Here is an 18,037-nt window from a genome sequence, read left to right as displayed (position 1 = left end):
CGTGGACGCGACGCACGTGCCGGTGGCAAAGGCCAGGACAATCGCGGGCGGCCCGCTAGCCCGCCGCCTCGCGCTCGCGCAAAAAATCGATGAAGGCCCGTACCTTGGCCGGCACATGGCGGGTGCGCGGGTAGAGCGCGTGAACGCCTTGCTGCGGGAAGCCGTGATCGGGCAGCAGCCGGCGTAGCCGGCCGGCCTGCAGATCGGCGTTGACCAGCCAGTCCGGCAGCAGGGCCACGCCTAGGCCGGCCAGCGCGTAGGCGCGAAGGATGGACGCGCTGTCCGAACTCAGCCGCGCCGTGCCGGGCTGGCGCCAGGCTGTCTGGCCGCCGCCCGGCGTGTCCACCAGCCAGGGCGGGGCGTGTTTGAGCCGGCTGTGTCCCAGCCAGGGCAGCCGGCTCAGCGCGGCCAGATCGCCGGGCGGTTCTTGGACCAGCAGAGCCGGCGCAGCCACGGGGAAAATATCGAACTGGGCTAGCTGCGCCGCGTGCAGATCGGTTTCCGGCAGGCGGCCCAGGCGGATGGCGACGTCGAAGCGCTCGGCGATCAAATCGGCATGCAGCGAGGACGTGGACAGCTGCACCTGCAGCGTCGGATGGCGCAGGGCGAAGGCTTCGATCGCCGGCGCAATCTTGGCCAGGCCGTATTCCAGCGTGGCGGTCACGCGCAGCGCCCCGCTCAGCTCCCCATGCTCGGCGCGGGCGTCGTCTACGGCCAAGCGCGCCTGCTCCAGCATATCGGCGCAGCGCTGGTAAAAGCGCGCGCCGGCGTCGGTCAGCGCCAGGCTGCGGGTGTTGCGGATCAACAGCGCGACGCCGACTTCCTGCTCCAGGCGTTTGATATTGAAGCTGACCACGGCGCGGGTTTGGCCCAGCGCGGCGGCGGCGGCGGTGAAGGAGCCGGCGTCCACCACGGCTTTGAAGCTAGCAAAACGATCCAGACTGACCACGACAAAGCCCGCTATTGTCAAAAATAATTTGACAGTCTAGCCGGCGTAAGCCGGTATTTCCAGCGCCGCCCCCTGTCTATACTCGGCCGCTTTACCGTGGAGAGCGCCGATGTCGCCCCGTTCGAAACTGACTTTGGTGTACTTGTTCGGCTTTGCGCTGGACCTGATCAATATGTTCATCGCCAGCGTCGCCTATCCGGACATTGGCCGCGGCCTGGGCGCGTCGCTGGCGCAGCTGGCCTGGGTGGGCAATGCCTATATGCTGGGCCTGACCCTGGTGATTCCGCTCAGCGCGTGGCTGGCCGGCGCTTACGGCGAGCGGCGGGTGCTGCTGGGCTCGCTGGGCTTGTTCCTCGCCGGCGCGGCGCTGGCGGGCACGGCCGGGTCCATCGAGGCGCTGATTGGCTGGCGCGCCTTGCAGGGCCTGGGCGGAGGTCTGCTGATTCCGGTGGGCCAGGCCATGGTTTACCGGTACTATCCGCCGGCGCAGCGCGCTCGGCTCACCGCCCTGATCATGAGCGTGGCGCTGATCGTGCCGGCGCTGTCGCCGGCGCTGGGCGGCCTGCTGGTGGACATGCTGTCCTGGCGCTGGGCGCTGCTGGCCAGCCTGCCGCTGGCCCTGCTGACGATTTGGCTGGCGGCGCGCTGGTTGCCGGCGGACCAAGCGCCGGCCAAGCGCGACGCGTTGGACCTGTCCGGCCTGGCTTTGCTGGCCGTCGGCATGGCCTCGCTGTTGCTGGCTTTGACCTGGCTGGGAGAAAGCGGTCGCCTGCCGTGCGGCGTTGCCGCGCTGCTATTGGCCGTCGCCGCGCTGGCCGGCTACGTGCGCGCCGCCGCCGGCAAGGCCGAGCCGGTGCTGAAGCTGACCCTGTTGCGCGGGCGCCTGCTGCGCACCGCCATGCTGGTGTATCTGTTTGTGCCCGGCGTGTTCATGGGCGTCAGCCTGGCGGCGATGCTCTATCTGCAAGAGGTGCTCAAGCTGAGCGCCGCAGCTGCTGGCGGCCTGATGCTGCCCTGGGCGCTGGCCTCCGGGCTGGCCATCAGCCTGACTCGCGGCCGCTTCAACCATGGCGGCCCCAAGCCTTTGCTGCTCTTGGGCATGCTGTTCCAGAGCGCCGGCATCGCCGCGCTGGCCTTGGGCGTCAGCCGGCCGTGGCCGCTGATCGCCGCTTACGCTTTGATGGGTTTCGGCGGCAGCCTGTGCAGCAGCGCGGCGCAGAGCGCGGCCTTTCTGGACATCGCGGAACCGGAACTGCGGCAGGCCAGCGCGCTGTGGAACATCAACCGCCAGTTCAGTTTCGGCCTGGGCGTGGCCGTGATCAGCCTGCTGCTGAACGCGCTGACTCATTACAGCGGCGCGCCGGCGGCCACCGCTCAGGTCTACCAAGCCTGTTTCTTCATCGCCGCCGGCCTGACCCTGGCGCCGGCGGTTCTCGTGCTGCGCATCCACACCCCGACTGTGCTGGCCCTACTGCGGCCCAGCCATTAATGAGAGAAAGTCCGATGACCAAGGCCAATCCCTATTTCGACGAAGTGATCTCCGCGCATATCGCCATCCGGCAATGGTTCGCTGGCCCGGCGGGCCCCGCCGAGCTGGAAGCCCTGATGGCGCGCTTCTCGCCGCGTTTCTCCATGGCGTCGCCCAGCGGCGCGCAACTGGATCTGGACGCGCTGCGGCGGCTGTTCGCCGCAGCCGGCGGCGGCAAGCCCGGCTTGGAGATTGAAGTGGATCAACTGACCCTGCTGGACGAACACGCCGGAGGCGCGACGGTGGCGTATCGCGAAGCGCAATACCAGGGCGGCCGGTTAAGCAGCCTGCGGCTGGCCACCGCGGTGTTTGAGCGCGACGCGGCCGGAGCGCCGCGCTGGCGGCATCTGCAGGAAACCTTCTGCGCCGCGTGAGGCTTGCGCGAAGCGCGGCGGGCCTCAGTCCGCGACGACGGACTGGATGAAACCGTCCACCAATGCGGACTCCTGCTGCTTGCGCCAGATGAAGTGGATGTCGCTGATAGCCAAATCCGGCAGCGCGAAGCCGCGGTAGCCGTCTTGCGGCCGGCACAGGCTTTCCGGCACGCAGGAAAAGCCGGCGCCGGCGGCGACGCAGGCGAAGATGGCCGGATAAGATTCTATCTCCAGCACCGCGCGCGGCCGCACGCCGGAAGCTTGCAGCCATTGATCCACCAGCCGGCGGTAATGGCAGGCCGCGCCGAAGGTGTACAGCTCCAGCCCGGCCAAGGCCTGCGCCGACGCCGCGTCGATATCCAGCGGAGCGATCAGCATCAATTTTTCCCGGAACGCCAGCCGGCTGGTCAGCAGCGGATGCTCCACCGGCCCGTCGCTGAGGATCAGGTCCAGCTCCCCGTCCTGCAGCTGGCGTTCCAACTGCAACGAATGGCCGGCGCGCAGATGCAGCTCCACCTCGGCGTGCTGGCGGCGGTAGCGGGCGATGCGGGCGGGCAGATGGGTGGCCAGAGCGCCGTCCAGCGCGCCCACTCTCAGCAGGCCGCGTGCGGGCGCGCCGGCGAACATGCCTCGCACCTCGTCGGCCTGTTGCAGCAGACCACGGGCGTGGCGGTAGAGCAGATGGCCTTCCGGCGTGGTCAGCAGGCGGCGGTTTTCGCGGCTGAACAGCTTGACGCCCAGTTCCGCCTCCAATTCCTGCAAGCGGGCGGTGAGATTGGACGGCACCCGGTGCAATTGCTCGGCGGCGGCGGCGATGCTGCCTTGCTCCACCACCGCGCAGAAGAAATTCAGTTGCGAGAGTTTCATGTTTCGCTTTTTGTGATTGATTTCAGCATTATAAGTCGCTTTTAATGGATTATGTGCGAGGCTAAGATGGCGCGATCTTAGAACCTGTTCAACGCCGTATCGCTGAAGCGCAGCAGACGCTGAACAGGTTCTTAATCTCAACCATCAGGAACAAGCGCATGAGAATTCTGCACACCATGTTGCGCGTGGCCGATCTGGACGCCGCGCTGGCCTTCTACACCCGGGCGCTGGGCATGCGCCTGCTGCGCCGCAACGACTTCCCGGACGGCCGCTTCACTCTGGCTTTTGTCGGTTATCGCGATGAAACCGAGGCCGCCGCCATCGAGCTGACCCATAACTGGGATCAGGGCGATTACCAGCTGGGCAACGGCTATGGCCATGTGGCGATAGAAGTGGACGACGCCGCCGCCGTCTGCGAGCAGGCGCGCGCGCTGGGCTACACCGTGGCGCGCGAAGCGGGGCCGATGAAACACGGCCGCACCGTGATCGCCTTTTTGCTGGACCCGGACGGTTACAAGGTGGAATTGATCCAGAAGGGTACTCAGTACGACTGAGCGCGGAGAAGGGCGGGCCCGAGCTTGCCGGGCCCGCCTCGTTTGAACCCCGTTTTTAGAGACGGAAGCGCGCGGTTACGCCCTGCAGGTTTTGCGCCAGCGCGTTGAGCTGGCTGGAGGTGGTGGCCAGTTCTTCCACCGTGGCGCTGTTCTCCTCCGCCATCTGCGACACCCGCTCCATGCTTTGCGCCAGGTTCAGGCTGGCGGTGCGCTGCTCGCTCAGCGCGCTGGTGATGTTGCCTATGGAATGCACGATGGAGTGGGTGCTGCCCTCTATCTCCTGCATGGAGTCGGTGGCCTGGCTGGCGCCGTCGGACACCGTGCCCACGCTGGACAGGCTCTGCTCCATGCTGCCCACCACCCGGTTGGCGCTGCCTTGGATGGAGCCGATCATCTGAGTGATTTCCTGGGCGGAACTGGCGGTGCGTTCCGCCAGCTTGCGCACCTCGTCTGCCACCACGGCGAAGCCGCGGCCCATCTCGCCGGCGCGCGCCGCCTCGATCGCGGCGTTCAAAGCCAGCAAGTTGGTTTGGTCCGCCACATCGCGTATCACCGTGACGATATTGCCTATCTTCTGCACTTCCTGAGTCAGGCCCTTCATCTGGTCTGAAGTGGCCGCCACCGAGGACGACACCGATTCGATATTGCCCACCGACGCCTTCACCGCATGGCCGCCGCGGCTGGCCAGATCGCCGGCCATCGCCGCCTGGCGCGAAGCCTCGTTGGAATTGTCCGCCACGTGGTTGATGCTGACCGTCAGCTCCTCGATGGTGGCGGCGGCTTCGGACGTGGCCTCGGACTGGCGCTGCGCGCCATGGGCTACTTGCTCGGACATGCTGGCCAGCTCGTGAGCGGAGTCGGATACCTCGTTGGCGTTTTTCTGGATGCTGGCCACCACCTCGCGCAAGCCCTGGCGCATCTCCTGGATATCCTTGGCCATGGCGATGGCCTCGTCGCGCGCCTCCGGAATTGGCTCATCGTGGCCGGACAAATCACCCTGCTTGATATTGCGCACCAACTGCGCGGATTTCTGTAGCGGCACCGTCACCAGGTTGGCAATGAACATCGCAATCGCCACCGCGGCGATCAGGGCGATCACCGCCACGGTAAGCAGTACCGTCACCGCCTCGCTCTGCGCGGTCTTGCTGGCCTCGATAGACTTTTGCATCAAGTCTTCCTGAAAGTCCGACATCTCTTTCAAGGATTTCAAAAACACGTTGTTGGCCGGTGCAAAGGTTTTCATCAGAAAGGTTTTGGCTTCCTCGTTCTTATTGGCGCGCGCCAAGGCGTACAAGGGCTCAAACTGAGCGCCCAGATTAGTGCTGGCGGCCTTGAGCTTGTCAAACAGCTCCTTCCCCTTGGGCGTGGACAGCAGTTTTTCCATCTGATCCAGATTGGACGCGTTGGCGGCACGGAACTCCTCCACCTTCTTGATATGAGTCTCGGTTTCTTCCGGCGTTTGCACGATGATGGCGTTGCGGATGGAGCGGCCCACATCCAGCGTGGTGACGCTGATCTTGTTGGCCAGCATGATCTTGGGATAGCGATCCTCGGTCACATCGCGGATTTTGTCGCTTATGGTGTTCAACTTCATCATCGCCACCGCCACGATGATGGCGATCAGAATGATCAGCAGGCCGAAGCCGGCCAGCAGTTTTTGCTTGACGGTCAACTGGTGCAGCATGGAGCGCTCCCCCGGACAGATATTGTGCCTATAGTGCCGCGACGCGCCCTGCCAGAGCCGCGGCTTCTTGATGAAACATAGTTGCCGGAATGGGCTAGATCAAATCATCCGCACGCATCTTGCTGCCGGGGGGAACACGCCGTCAGGGGTTTAGGTTACTGGCGTCTTGCGGGTGATGTCGTCCAGGCTGATTACCGTCATGGCGTTGACCGTGGTGGTGGCCAGGGTGTCGATCACCCCGGTGCGTAGCGCTCCCAAGAGAGCCGTGGCCTTGGACTGCTCGCTGGCGATGGCGATCACATTGGGAATACGCTCCAGGTCGCTACGGTTGAGGCCCAGCACGCGGCCCTGTAGCGAGGTATTGGCAGGCTGGCCGTAAATGTCGAAGAAGTCGTAGCCCATCACATCTCCTATGGTGCCGCCGCGTTTGGCCTCCGCGATCTCGGTTGGGCTAAACCAGCCCATGCGCACGATATTGCTGTCCTCCGACAAATCGCCGATGCCAATCAGCGCCAGGTCGGCGCGGCGGGCGCGGTCCAGTGTCTGGCGCACGGTATCGTTTTCCAGCAGGCTTTGCCGCAATGCGGGGTCCCGGATTAGCGCCGGCGCGTACAGGGTTTCGCTTTCCCCGCCGAAACGCGCCGCCAGCCGCCGGCAGATATGATCGGAGTTCATGGTCTCGCCGCCGCGATACGCGCCGCCTATGGCTGAGATGAACGCGCACTCGCGCCGCGCGGGGGTGGAAATGTAGTCGGACACCGCGCTGATATTGCGGCCCATGCCCACGGCTACCACCATGCCGTCGTCCAGCGCCTGGTCCAGATAGGTGGCCACTTGAGCCGCCAGCAACGCGCGTTGCTTGTCGCCGTCCTGATGATCGATGGCGATGATGGCGCGCTGGATGCCAAAGCGCTGACGCAGTTCCTGTTCCAGGCCGTTGGCGTAAGCCGGATGTTGGCGCACGCGGATTTCCACCACGCCTTCTTCCTGGGCCTTGCGCAGCATGCGGCTGACGGTGGCGCGCGAAATGCCGAAGCGCTTGGCCAGCGCCTCCTGGGTGTGGTTGTCCACGTAATAAAGGGTCGCCAGTTCTGTCAGCTCGTCTTGATTCATGCCTTCCTCTTTGTCAGGCCGCCGGCAGGGGCGGGGCCGCCAGTTTATGCCAAATCGGCGGAGCGTGGTCTGGCCTCAGCTCGGCTCTCCATCACCATCACGGCGCGGGGAGGCCTGCTCGTATTGACTGATTCTGTCCAGTTTAGGCTGCGATGCCCCGCCGTCAAACCGCGCCTCCAGCCAGGTGTCCACGATGCGCTTGGCCAGTTCCGGCCCCACCACGCGCGCGCCCAGCGTGATGATCTGCGCGTCGTTGCTGCGTTTGGCCCGCTCGGCGGAGTAGGTGTCATGGCATTGCGCGGCGCGGATGCCGGGCACCTTGTTGGCGGCGATGGCCATGCCGATGCCCGTGCCGCATAACAGAACCGCATGGCTGTAGCGGCCGGCGATGATTTGCTCGGCGATGGGAATGGCGATGTCGGCGTACAAGGCCGGCTGGCGGTCGTACACCCCGCAGTCGCTGACCTGGCGGCCTTGCGCCTGCAGATGGCGCAGCAGGATTTCCTTGAGGTCGAACGCGGCCTCGTCGCAAGCGATGGCGATATGCATCTGGCTCTCCTTGGCTGAGTGGCGTGGAGCGCGGGTGGCGCTGTTGGTGAATACAATGAACGTAATTTCAATTAATGGAAAGTTTTTCATTGTTGTTGCTGAAAAGCCACCATGCACTTATTGCACTTGCAGCATGCACTGTAGTGCTTGCCTATTGCGGAATTAACAAATTAATTAAGCATTTTATGGGAAATGATCTTGCGCTGCATGATTGTTGTATGGCTGGTTTGAATTGACGTTAGCAAAATCCGCTGCTTAGCATGTGTTCAATTAATGAACATTTGTTCTGGTCGGAGGCGCTAATGGAAACCGTGCTACTGCAGGCGATGGGCATTGCGAAATCCTTTAACGGCGTGGTGGCCCTGCGCAATGGCTGCCTGGAGCTGGGCGCGGGCAGCGTGCATGCCTTGTGCGGAGGCAACGGCGCCGGCAAATCCACCTTTCTGGGCATAGTGATGGGTTTGTTGCGCAGAGACGGCGGCAGTTTGCGGCTGAGGGGGCGGGAGGTGGATTTCGCCTCGCCGCTGGCGGCGCTGAACCGGCGCATCGCCATGATCTCGCAGGAACTGTTGCCGGTGCCGGGCATGAGCGTGGCGGAAAACCTGACTCTGGGCCGCGAGCCGCGTCTCTGGGGCGCTTTGGTGGACCGCCGCCGCCAACTGGCCGAGGCCGAGACGCTGTTGCAGCGGCTGGATTTCGACCTTGATCCGCGCTGGCCGATGTCGCGGCTGAGCCTGGCGCAGACTCAGCTGGTGGAAATCGCCAAGGCCTTCAACCGCGACAGCGACATCCTGATCATGGACGAACCCACGTCCTCGCTGGGAGAGCGGGAGACCGAAGCGCTGTTCGCCGCGGTCCGCCGCCTGGCCGCCCACGGCGCCGGCATCATCTATGTGTCGCACCGCTTGTCTGAGATTTTCGAGATTGCCGACCGCTACACCGTGTTTCGCGACGGCGCTTTCGTCGAAAGCGGCCGGCTGGCCGATATCGACCGCCCGCATCTGGTGGGCCAGATTGTTGGCCGGGAGCTGCGCGGCGAGCGCAGCCGCCGCCCGTCCGTCAGCGCCGAGCCGTTGCTGCAGGTGGAAGGGCTGGGGCGGGACGGCGAGTTTCACGACATCAGCCTGGCGGTGCGGCCCGGCGAGATCGTCGGCATCTACGGCCTGCTGGGCTCCGGCCGCAGCGAGCTGCTCAACTGCCTGTACGGCTTGAGCCGGCGCCAGCGCGGCAGCGTGCGGCTGGCAGGCCGCGAGGTGCCGACCAGCCCGGCCGGAGCCATCCGCGCCGGCTTGGCCCTGGTGACGGAGGACCGCAAGGACAGCGGGCTGGTGCTGTCTGCCTCGGTGGCCGACAACATCGCCTATCCGGTGCTGCCGCGGCTGGCGCGCGGCGGCGTGGTGCGGCGAGCGGCGCAGCGGGCCTTGGTGACCGATTTGTGCCGGCGCTTGCGCGTCAAGGCCGCCTCGCCGGCGATGCCCGCCGGGCGGATGAGCGGCGGCAATCAACAGAAAGTGGTACTGGCCCGCTGCCTGGCCGCCCAGCCGCGTTGCCTGTTGTGCGACGAGCCCACCCGCGGCATCGACGAGGGCGCCAAGCGCGAGGTGTACGCCTTTCTGGACGACTTTGTCCGCGGAGGCGGAGCCGTGCTGCTGGTGTCGTCGGAAGCGCCGGAAATCCTGGAGTTGAGCGACCGCATCGCCGTGTTCAAGGCCGGCCGGCTGGTGGCGATGCTGGATGGGGCGGAGGCCAGCCAGCAGGGTTTGCTGCACCTGGCTTCCTGAGCGCCGCCGTCACCAAGAAATCACCAGAAAAGGAAAACCGATGGACGATTCCCTGAGCCCCAAAGCGTCGGCCTTCGCCGCGCGGCTGCCTGGACGCGCCGGCTGGCGCGCCGCCCTGTCGCGCTACGGCATCGTCGCCGCGCTCTTATTGCTTTGTCTGCTGCTGAGCCTGGCCAGCCCGTATTTCCTCAGTTGGGACAACTGGGCCAACATCCTGCGCCAGACCTCGATCAACGGCATCCTGGCGGTGGGCATGACCTTCGTCATTCTCAGCCGCGGCATCGACCTGTCGGTGGGCGCGGTGCTGGCCTTCGCCGGCATGGTGGCCGCCAGCCTGGCCATCCGGCCGGAAGCCGGCGTCGCTCCGGCGCTGCTGGCCGGCCTGGGCTGCGGCCTGGCGCTGGGCGCGGTCAACGGCCTGCTGGTGGCGCGGCTGGCGGTGCCGTCCTTCGTCGCCACCCTGGGCATGCTCAGCGCCGCGCGCGGGCTGACCTACATCTACAGCGACGGCATGCCGGTTTCCAGCCTGCCGGACGGCTTCCGTCTGATTGGTCAGGGCGAGTGGGCCGGGCTGCCGCTGCCGGTATTGATTTTCGCGCTGGTGGCCGCGCTGGCCTGGTTCACGCTGTCCCATACCGTGTTCGGCCGCTATGTCTACGCCGTGGGCGGCAATGAAAAAAGCGCGCGCACCAGCGGCATCCGCACCCGCTGGATCACCTTCTGCGTCTACCTGATTGCCGGCGGCCTGTCCGGGTTGGCCGGCCTCATTCTCACCGCTCGCACCACAGCGGCGCTGCCGAAGGCCGGCGTGGCTTATGAACTGGACGCCATCGCCGCGGTGGTGATCGGCGGCGCCAGCCTTTCCGGCGGCGTCGGCTCGGTGCTTGGCACCGTGATGGGGGCCTTGATCATCGGCGTGATCAACAACGGGCTCGATCTGATGGGGGTGTCGTCTTATTACCAGCAGTTGATCAAGGGCGTGATCATCGTGGCGGCGGTATTGCTGGACGGTTCGCGTCACAGGCAAGCCTGAGCCAAACGCCTTGCCGCGCCAGTCACGGCGCAATCTCAAAGGAGGAATGGAGCATGCAACGGTTCAAATTTGGCGCTGCGGCGCTGCTCTGCGCACTGGCGCTCCCTGCCTGGGCGGCCCAGCCGCTGCGCATCGGCGCGGCAGTCTACGGACTCAAGGGCGAATTCATGCAAATGTGGGTGGACGCGTTGAAGCGGCATCCGGCGGTGAAGGACGGCTCGGTGCAGATCACGGTGTTTGACGGCCGCTACGACGCGCTGACCCAGAACAACCAGTTCGACACCATGATCACCCAGAAGTACGACGCCATCCTGTTCGTGCCCATCGACATCGCCGCCGGGGCGGAAGCGGTGGCCAAAGCCGCGCGCGCCAAGATTCCGGTGATAGGGTCCAATACCCGCGTCAACGGCGACCAGCTCACCGCCTATATCGGCAACAACGACACCGTGGCGGGAGAGTTGCAGGCCGAGGCCGTGGCCAAGGCGCTGAAGGGCAAGGGCAATGTGGTGATCATGGAAGGCCCCATCGGCCAGTCCGCGCAGCTGGAGCGCAGCGCGGGCAACCAGAAGGCGCTGGCGCGTTATCCCGGCATCAAGGTGCTGGAGCGCAAGCCGGCCAACTGGTCGCGCGCGGAGGCGCTGACGCTGATGGAAAACTGGCTGACCGCGCGGCCGGGCCAGATCAACGGCCTGATCGGTCAGAACGACGACATCGCGCTGGGCGGATTGGAAGCGGTGCGCGGCAAGGGCCTGGACCCCAGGAAAATGCCGGCCGCCGGCATCGACGGCATTCGTGACGGAATTGTGGCGGTGAAAAACGGCACCTTGATGGTCAGCTTCTTCCAGGACGCCAAGGCCCAGGCGCAGGGCGCGTTGGACCTGGCCCTGCGCGCGGTCAAGGGGCCGGCTTACCAACCGCGTTCCGACATCTGGCGCGAATACGCCAAGCCGATGCCCTGGGCCGGCGGCGCGGCCAAGCGTTACGACGTGCCCTGGACCACCATCACCCCGGCCAATGCCGACGCGCTGCTGGCCAAACTCAAGCCCGGCGCTTGAAGGAGACGGCCATGAGCGCAAGCGAAACCCTCATTCCCGCCGCCATGCAGGCGGTGGTGGCCTACGCCCCGGGCGATTACCGGCTGGAAACCGTGGCGGTGCCGGAGCCGGGGCCGGGTGAAATTCTGGTAAAGGTGGAAGGCTGCGGCATTTGCGCCGGAGACCTGAAAGCCTATGACGGCGCGCCCAGCTTCTGGGGCGACGAGAACCAGCCCGCCTACATCAAGGCGCCGATGATACCCGGCCACGAATTCATCGGCCGCATCGTCAAGCTGGGCGCCGGCGTGACCCAGTTCGCCATTGGGGAACGGGTGATCTCCGAACAGATTGTGCCGTGCTGGGCCTGCCGTTTTTGCCGCCGCGGCCAGTACTGGATGTGCGAGAAACACGATCTGTACGGTTTCCAGCACAACGTCAACGGCGGCATGGCCGAATACATGAAGTTCACCAAGGAAGCGATTACCTATCGAGTGCCGGACTCGCTGCCGCTGGAGCAGGCAGTGCTGATCGAACCCTATGCCTGCTCCTTTCACGCGGTGCAGCGCGCGCAGATCCAGTTGGGCGACGTGGTGGTGGTGTCCGGCGCCGGCACCCTGGGCCTGGGCATTATCGGCGCCGCGCGCAAGGCCGGGCCGGGCAAGCTGATTGCGCTTGATCTGTTCGATGATCGTTTGGAGCTGGCGCGCCGCTTTGGCGCCGACCTGACCCTGAACCCGCGCCGCGACGACGTCAATGCCGAGGTCAAGCGGCTGACCGACGGCTATGGCTGCGACATCTACATCGAGGTTACCGGCCATCCAAAATCCGTCAGCCAGGGCCTGGCCATGCTGCGCAAGCTGGGCCGTTTTGTGGAAGTGGGCGTGTTCAAGGACCCGGTGTGCGAAGACTGGAGCATCATCAGCGACCGCAAGGAGCTGGACATCCTGGGGTCCCATCTGGGGCCTTACTGCTATCCGCACGTGATCAACGGCATCCTGGACCAAAGCTTGCCCACCCAGGGCGTGGTCACCCACGCGCTGCCGCTGGCGCGCTTTCGAGAGGGTTTCGACCTGGTGCGCAGCGGCGACCGCTCGCTCAAGGTCATGTTGTTGCCGGGAGAGGCCTGATGGAGAACGCAATGGAAGGAAGCGCAAACCGGGCTTGGGACGCCGGCTTCAAGCTTGACGGCAAGGTGGCCCTGGTCACCGGCGCCGCCGCCGGCATCGGCCTGGCCATCGCCGAGCGGCTGGCGGAACTGGGCGCGGCAGTGGCGCTGGCGGACATCAGCAGCGGCGTGAAAGAGCGCCTGCCGCAACTGGCCGGCGGCCCGCGGCGCCATCTGGCGATAGTCGCCGACCTCGGCGTCAGCGGCAACGCCGAGCAAGTGGTGCGTCAGACACACGGCTGGGGCAAGCGGCTGGACATCCTGATCAACAACGCCGGCATTGCGCTGCTGGACCACGCCGACGACGTGAGCGAAGCGGCATGGGACGCCACCATGACGCTCAATCTGAAGGCTCCGTTCTTGCTGGCCCAGGCCGCCGGCCGCTTGATGCGCCAGCAGGGCGGCGGCCGCATCGTCAATATCGCTTCCCAGGCCAGCGTGGTGGCGCTGGAACGCCACAGCGCTTACTGCGCCAGCAAGGCCGGCCTGGTGGCGCTGACCCGGGTGCTGGCGGCGGAGTGGGCGGCCCACGGCATTACCGTCAACGCCATTTCCCCCACCGTGGTGGCCACCGAGTTGGGCCGCCAGGCCTGGGCCGGCGCGGTGGGCGAGGACATGCGGCGGCGGATACCGCTGGGCCGCTTTGTCCGCCCGGACGAGGTGGCCGCGTTGGCGGCCTACCTGGCCAGCGAGCACGCCGCGATGATCACCGGCGAGAACCTGTTGATAGATGGCGGCTACACCGCCTTATAGGAGCTGCACCATGAACCGCATCCTCAACCATCCCGATCGCATGGTCGAAGACATGTTGATCGGCTTCCTGGCCGCGCACAATGGCAGTGTTGTCGCCACCGGCAACCCACGCGTGCTCAAATCCATCTACGCCGGCGCGCCCGGCCGCGTCGGCATCGTCAGCGGCGGCGGCTCCGGTCACGAGCCGGCATTTCTCGGCTATCTGGGCCGCCACCTGCTGGACGCCGTGGCAGTCGGCGAAGTGTTCTCCTCGCCCAGCGCCAAGAGCTTTGCCGATGCATTCGCCGCCGCCGACGGCGGCGCGGGCGTGGTTTGCCTGTATGGCAACTACGCCGGCGACAATATGAATGTGAAAATGGCGATGCGCCTGGCCGAGCAGGCCGGCGTGCGAGTCGAGGCGGTGGTGGCCAACGACGACGTGCCCTCCGCGCCGGCTCAAGAGCGCGAGCGTCGCCGCGGCGTGGCCGGCGAAATCCTGATGTGGAAGGTGGCCGCGGCCCACGCCGCGCAGGGAGGCAGCCTGGAACAGGTGGCGGACGCCGCGCGCCAGGCCATTGCTCACACCCGCAGCATGGGCATCGGCTTGTCCGCCTGCACCATTCCGGCGGCGGGCAAGGCCAATTTCCACATCTCCGACGGTCAAATGGAAGTGGGCATTGGCCACCACGGCGAGCCCGGCGTCCAGGTGCTGCCCACCGCCAGCGCCAGACAAATGGCGGAACTGATGCTGGAAACCCTGCTGGCCGACCTGCCCTTGCAGCAGGGCGACCGGGTGGCCTTGCTCTTGTCCGGCATGGGCGCCACCCCGTTGATGGAGCAATACATCCTCTATGGCGAGCTGTCCGCTCAACTGCAGGTGCGCGGCATCCAGGTGGACCGGCCGCTGGTGGGCAATTACTTCACCGCGCTGGAGATGATGGGCGCCAGCGTCACCCTGATGAAGCTGACGCCGGAACTGGCCGCCGGCCTGGACCACCCTTGCCAATCCCCGGCCTGGACGGTGGGAGCGCTGCCATGTTGAGCCCGGACGCAAGCCTGCCGTGGGCCGCCACCGTCCAGGCGGTGCCGGCGATGATAGAGGCCATTCGCAGCCAGCGCGACCGCCTCAGCGAAATCGACGGCGCGATTGGCGACGGCGACCACGGCGTCAATATGAGCAAGGGCTTTGGCCTGTGCCGGCAATCGCTGGACGCCTTGCCGGCTTTGCCGCCGCTGCCGCAGGCATTGCAGCTGCTGGCCCGCAGTCTGATGGACGACATCGGCGGCTCGATGGGGCCGCTGTACGGCAGCCTGTTCCTGGCCATGGCGGACACGCTGGATTCGCGGCCCCGGCTGGATGCCGCCGGCTTCGGTGCGGCGCTGGCCGCCGGCACGGAGGCGGTGCTGGACATGGGCGGCGCGCGCGCCGGCGACAAAACCCTGGTCGACGTGTTGCTGCCGGCGCGGGATGCTTATCAGCAAGCGCTGGCCAGCGGGGAGGGCTGGCCGCAGTGTCTGCGGGCGATGCAAGCGGCGGCGGCGCAGGGCTTGGAGTCCACCCGCATGATGCAGGCCCGGTTGGGACGCGCCGCCCGCCTGGGCCCGCGTTCTATTGGTGTGCTGGACGCCGGGGCCGCGTCATGCGAATTACTGCTGCGTACCCTGGCGGAGGCTGTGCTGCGCGCCGTCAAGCCGTCTGCCGGCTGAAGGCGCGCCGCTGGGACGGATCAATCGACGGGGAGGGCTGGCGCGGGCTGCGGCTCGGCCTGAGCCAACCGCTTGGCGATGAGTACCGCGTTTTCGGCGTTCACCCGGCCATAGCCGTAAAACCGGCTGTGGCCCTTGCCATCGTACTGGCCGCCTTCGCCATCGCCGGGGTGCGAAATCTTGTCGCAACTCTGCGCGATGATGTTGCGCACCTCCTGCCAACCCAAGGCCGGATGTGCCGCCAGGATCAAGGCCGCTACGCCGGCCGCGCCGGGGCAAGCGCTGGAAGTGCCGCCAAAATCATCGGTGTAATTGCCCCACTGGTCCCCGCTGTCGATGCTGCCAGAATTGTAGCCGGCCCCGCCGCTGCGATCCGAAGTCCATATGCCGCGGCTGCGTGGCGGCCGGCCATCCGGCTCCGGCTCCGGCCGAATGCTCGGGTCCGGGTGGGTAATATCGGCGCTGGGAAAAGCGCACCAGACCGCATGGCCGTAATCGCTGTAGATGCTGCGCCGGCTGTACTCATTGCAAGCCGCCACCGCCGTCACCTTTTCGTAGCTGGCGTAACCATCGTTATCCACGCTTTCATTACCATTGCCGGCCGCAAAAAAGATTACGCAACCCTTGCCGCCCCGTCCTTGCTGGACGGCGTAATCCATCGCCAGCCGCGTACTGGCAGGCAAGGCCGCCACCTGATGGTGCAGCGGGTCGGCCGGGTCGAACCAAGCGCCGTCACTCGGTCCCCAACTGCAACAAATGACGTCGGCGCCTTGATTGGCCGCCCATAAGAAAGAGAAGGCCTCTGCCATCGAGCCCAAATCGCTGGCCAGGCGGATCGGCATCAGCCGCGCCTTGGGGGCCACGCCGCTGGCGCCGTAGCGGCCGCTGGCGCAAGCCACGCCCGCCACCGCCGTGCCATGGTTGTCCCCCGCTTGCTTGGGCCGGGGGTCCGTGCTGGCGGTGGGATCGCTGACATCCGCCGGCGCCACGATTTTGCCCGGCACGGCAAACTCCGGGTGCTCGATATCCACGCCGTCGTCGATCACCGCGATCACAACTCCTTCCCCCTGGCTCAGGCGATGCGCCGCCTCCACATTGGCGCTGGCGTCGATTTCCGCCTGATAACTGACCGTGGTTTTCTTCAGATGCCACTGATTCGGGTGAATGGCGCGCCGCTTGCGCTGGCGCAGCAGCTCAGGGTGGCAGTACTCCACCTCCTTGCGTTGCAGCAAATCCAGCGCGGTTTGAAACACCAGTGTGCCGCTGCCTTCCTTGGCCGCGGCAAAATAAGCGTTGGCGGCGTAAGCCGGCCGCTGCTTCACCGTGAGGCCGGCGGCGTGGAGGATGGCCAGGCAGCTTTGCTCATCCAGCGAATCAATAAACTTGATGAAAATGTTCTCGGTGTAAATCACCGGCTCGCCAGTGAGCCGGTCAACCAGCGCGCTGCCGGCGAAACGCACTTCGGGCAAACCGCGCAAACTGGTTTTCCGCGTATTGACGGATTGCTGGCCCGGCGGCACCCGGTACACCTCCAAACCCGCATCCGGAAACTGCAATACCAACTCGCCGCTGGCGATGCCGGCTGGCATTGTGGCGCTGAGCTTAGTGGAAATTGGCTGATTGTCTCGAGTGCGCACCGCAATTAAATCCTTGCTCTTCTCCAGAAAAAACGAGGGCTCGTTCTTTTTGCCAAATTTGACTTCCATGGGGAATCCTCCATTAATGTTCAGCGAAAAACCAGGGCAAAACCAATTGCCGTCAATCCCATGCGTTTGACGCCGCATCGTGTGTCATTGCTGCGGGAAATGCATGGCAATCAAATGCGTAAATCATGACGGACCCGGTTTGGAGTCTGAGTTTTCGATATTAATTTCCCCAGAATGCACATTAAAAACAAAGCGAGGACAAAATGCATACATAGCAATGCTATTGTGAGTGAGAAAAATCAGCAGTGAATATAGGAGGTGGGCAAATAGTGTGGGCTTTTAGATTTAATTTCACAATGACGAATCATATATTCTGTTGGGAGAATGTTTCAATGTGAACAATTTTGCGATGGCATTTTTTTGCCAGCCAAACCTGGCCAGCAACGGAGACGCCAAGGCTGGCCGCCGCAGGAGGCGGGGCAATGAACATGGACTGGGTGATTAACTTAAATGCACGGTATATTGACGTAAAAAATCCATTTGACATTCTTTTTAGGTGAATTATAAACAATGCTGTATGAGTAATTTGGGCGCCGCCACATGTCAGCGCTGCGGTGTCAAAAGCGAGTCCACGAATGTTTGCGCGGTCTTGGCGGAAGCCTCCTTGCCGCCCTGCGGCTAGCGGCAAAGCCATCCGGCCTTCCCATTCTCCACAAGGAGTTTCATCATGAGCCAAAACGCCCAGAAAACCCCCCTTAACCGCTTGTCCATGGCCATCGCGCTACTGATCGCCGCCGGCCTGCCCAGTCTGGCCCACGCCGTAGAATGTCGGGCCATTCCCAGCGTCAAGACCAGCGGTGTGTCCGCCAATAACAACGCCGCGGGCGGCCACCTCAACCAGCATATCTATGGAGCCACGCCGCCGGCCGGCACCAGCCAGGTGGGCAAGACCCTGTTCACCAGCGTGGAGGAATACACCGGCTTCTGGAACAACTACGTGGACCCCAAGAAATACACCGGCGTCGCTGTCCAGTGTTCCGGCAACCACGCTCGCCAGAGCGTCACCGTCTACAGCGTGCTGAAGAAAGACAAGATAGGCGGCTATAGCTGCACCGCGGCGGACGCCACCGGCAAGTGCACCGCGCAGACCCGCTCGCAGTTCTCCAGCGTGCAACTGGATTTCGAAGTGGTGCGGGGCAGTTGGGTTTTGTTGACCGCCTATCCGGTCAATCCCTGATCCTGTGTTGAGACTCCTTGCCGTGTCACGGGCGTGCCTCTCTGCGAGCTTGTATTAGTGGGTCTAAGAACCTGTTCAAAGTCT

General features: G+C 64.9%; 18 protein-coding genes. 11 read left to right on the top strand and 7 right to left on the bottom strand.

Annotation, left to right across the window (positions count from 1 at the left end):
- Positions 1 to 55 precede the first annotated feature (55 nt).
- The gene (locus MOV80_RS20620) at positions 56 to 949 is read right to left on the bottom strand and encodes a LysR family transcriptional regulator (RefSeq protein WP_019104343.1); all 894 of its coding nucleotides are present in this window, start codon (positions 947 to 949) and stop codon (positions 56 to 58) included.
- 109 nt (positions 950 to 1,058) lie between these two features.
- Between MOV80_RS20620 and MOV80_RS20615 the strand changes: the two genes are divergently transcribed.
- Together MOV80_RS20615 and MOV80_RS20610 are read left to right on the top strand one after the other, a co-directional pair.
- Positions 1,059 to 2,438, top strand: coding sequence for an MFS transporter (locus MOV80_RS20615; protein ID WP_118268100.1), 1,380 nt, complete (start codon positions 1,059 to 1,061; stop codon positions 2,436 to 2,438).
- Positions 2,439 to 2,452: 14 nt separating this feature from the next.
- On the top strand, positions 2,453 to 2,851 hold the full coding sequence (locus MOV80_RS20610) for a hypothetical protein (RefSeq protein ID WP_200122423.1): 399 nt from the start codon (positions 2,453 to 2,455) through the stop codon (positions 2,849 to 2,851).
- A gap of 24 nt (positions 2,852 to 2,875) precedes the next feature.
- Here the strand turns inward: MOV80_RS20610 and MOV80_RS20605 are convergent, their stop codons facing one another.
- Positions 2,876 to 3,718: a LysR family transcriptional regulator gene (locus tag MOV80_RS20605; protein ID WP_118268098.1), complete on the bottom strand. Its 843-nt coding sequence runs from the start codon at positions 3,716 to 3,718 to the stop codon at positions 2,876 to 2,878.
- 158 nt (positions 3,719 to 3,876) lie between these two features.
- Here MOV80_RS20605 and gloA point away from each other — a divergent pair, with 158 nt between their 5' ends.
- A complete protein-coding gene (gene gloA / locus MOV80_RS20600; protein WP_019104339.1) occupies positions 3,877 to 4,272 on the top strand; it encodes a lactoylglutathione lyase in 396 nt (131 codons plus the stop codon).
- A 55-nt stretch (positions 4,273 to 4,327) separates the two neighbouring features.
- On the opposite strand, the gene MOV80_RS20595 is transcribed toward gloA, so the two are convergent.
- The 3 genes from MOV80_RS20595 to MOV80_RS20585 form a co-directional block, all read right to left on the bottom strand.
- Entirely contained in the window at positions 4,328 to 5,956 is a 1,629-nt protein-coding gene (locus tag MOV80_RS20595) for a methyl-accepting chemotaxis protein (RefSeq protein WP_019104338.1), read from the bottom strand.
- Between the two features lie 150 nt (positions 5,957 to 6,106).
- Positions 6,107 to 7,069: a sugar-binding transcriptional regulator gene (locus MOV80_RS20590; protein ID WP_019104337.1), complete on the bottom strand. Its 963-nt coding sequence runs from the start codon at positions 7,067 to 7,069 to the stop codon at positions 6,107 to 6,109.
- Positions 7,070 to 7,144: 75 nt separating this feature from the next.
- Positions 7,145 to 7,618, bottom strand: a complete 474-nt coding sequence (locus MOV80_RS20585) for an RpiB/LacA/LacB family sugar-phosphate isomerase (RefSeq protein ID WP_019104336.1) — start codon at positions 7,616 to 7,618, stop codon at positions 7,145 to 7,147.
- Positions 7,619 to 7,920: 302 nt separating this feature from the next.
- On the opposite strand from MOV80_RS20585, the gene MOV80_RS20580 reads away from it, so the two are divergent.
- The 7 genes from MOV80_RS20580 to dhaL are packed head-to-tail and all read left to right on the top strand — an operon-like array spanning position 7,921 to position 15,070.
- The gene (locus tag MOV80_RS20580; protein WP_043590268.1) at positions 7,921 to 9,399 is read left to right on the top strand and encodes a sugar ABC transporter ATP-binding protein; all 1,479 of its coding nucleotides are present in this window, start codon (positions 7,921 to 7,923) and stop codon (positions 9,397 to 9,399) included.
- A 40-nt stretch (positions 9,400 to 9,439) separates the two neighbouring features.
- Positions 9,440 to 10,432, top strand: a complete 993-nt coding sequence (locus MOV80_RS20575; protein WP_249605452.1) for an ABC transporter permease — start codon at positions 9,440 to 9,442, stop codon at positions 10,430 to 10,432.
- Positions 10,433 to 10,485: 53 nt separating this feature from the next.
- A complete protein-coding gene (locus MOV80_RS20570) occupies positions 10,486 to 11,487 on the top strand; it encodes a substrate-binding domain-containing protein (protein ID WP_043590266.1) in 1,002 nt (333 codons plus the stop codon).
- Between the two features lie 11 nt (positions 11,488 to 11,498).
- Entirely contained in the window at positions 11,499 to 12,593 is a 1,095-nt protein-coding gene (locus MOV80_RS20565) for an alcohol dehydrogenase catalytic domain-containing protein (RefSeq protein ID WP_107732652.1), read from the top strand.
- 11 nt (positions 12,594 to 12,604) lie between these two features.
- Positions 12,605 to 13,384: a GolD/DthD family dehydrogenase gene (locus tag MOV80_RS20560; protein WP_019104331.1), complete on the top strand. Its 780-nt coding sequence runs from the start codon at positions 12,605 to 12,607 to the stop codon at positions 13,382 to 13,384.
- Between the two features lie 10 nt (positions 13,385 to 13,394).
- Positions 13,395 to 14,405, top strand: a complete 1,011-nt coding sequence (locus MOV80_RS20555) for a dihydroxyacetone kinase subunit DhaK (protein ID WP_118268095.1) — start codon at positions 13,395 to 13,397, stop codon at positions 14,403 to 14,405.
- Complete coding sequence (gene dhaL, locus MOV80_RS20550) at positions 14,399 to 15,070, top strand: dihydroxyacetone kinase subunit DhaL (RefSeq protein WP_118268094.1); 672 nt, start codon at positions 14,399 to 14,401, stop codon at positions 15,068 to 15,070. The genes MOV80_RS20555 and dhaL overlap by 7 nt, the downstream gene beginning before the upstream one ends.
- 20 nt (positions 15,071 to 15,090) lie before the next feature.
- Here dhaL and MOV80_RS20545 read toward each other — a convergent pair whose 3' ends face one another.
- Positions 15,091 to 16,776 (bottom strand): S8 family serine peptidase, encoded by a 1,686-nt coding sequence (locus tag MOV80_RS20545; protein WP_052051945.1) that lies wholly within the window; start codon positions 16,774 to 16,776, stop codon positions 15,091 to 15,093.
- A gap of 304 nt (positions 16,777 to 17,080) precedes the next feature.
- Positions 17,081 to 17,410: a hypothetical protein gene (locus tag MOV80_RS20540; protein ID WP_249605451.1), complete on the bottom strand. Its 330-nt coding sequence runs from the start codon at positions 17,408 to 17,410 to the stop codon at positions 17,081 to 17,083.
- A 33-nt stretch (positions 17,411 to 17,443) separates the two neighbouring features.
- Here MOV80_RS20540 and MOV80_RS20535 point away from each other — a divergent pair, with 33 nt between their 5' ends.
- Positions 17,444 to 17,953, top strand: a complete 510-nt coding sequence (locus MOV80_RS20535) for a hypothetical protein (RefSeq protein WP_019104329.1) — start codon at positions 17,444 to 17,446, stop codon at positions 17,951 to 17,953.
- Positions 17,954 to 18,037: the final 84 nt, after the last annotated feature.

This window comes from Chromobacterium sp. IRSSSOUMB001, from assembly GCF_023507765.1.
In the GTDB taxonomy this organism is placed as follows: Bacteria; Pseudomonadota; Gammaproteobacteria; order Burkholderiales; family Chromobacteriaceae; genus Chromobacterium; species Chromobacterium haemolyticum.
The sequence above is the reverse complement of the archived record's forward strand: the minus strand, read 5'-3'. Positions and strand labels throughout refer to the sequence as shown.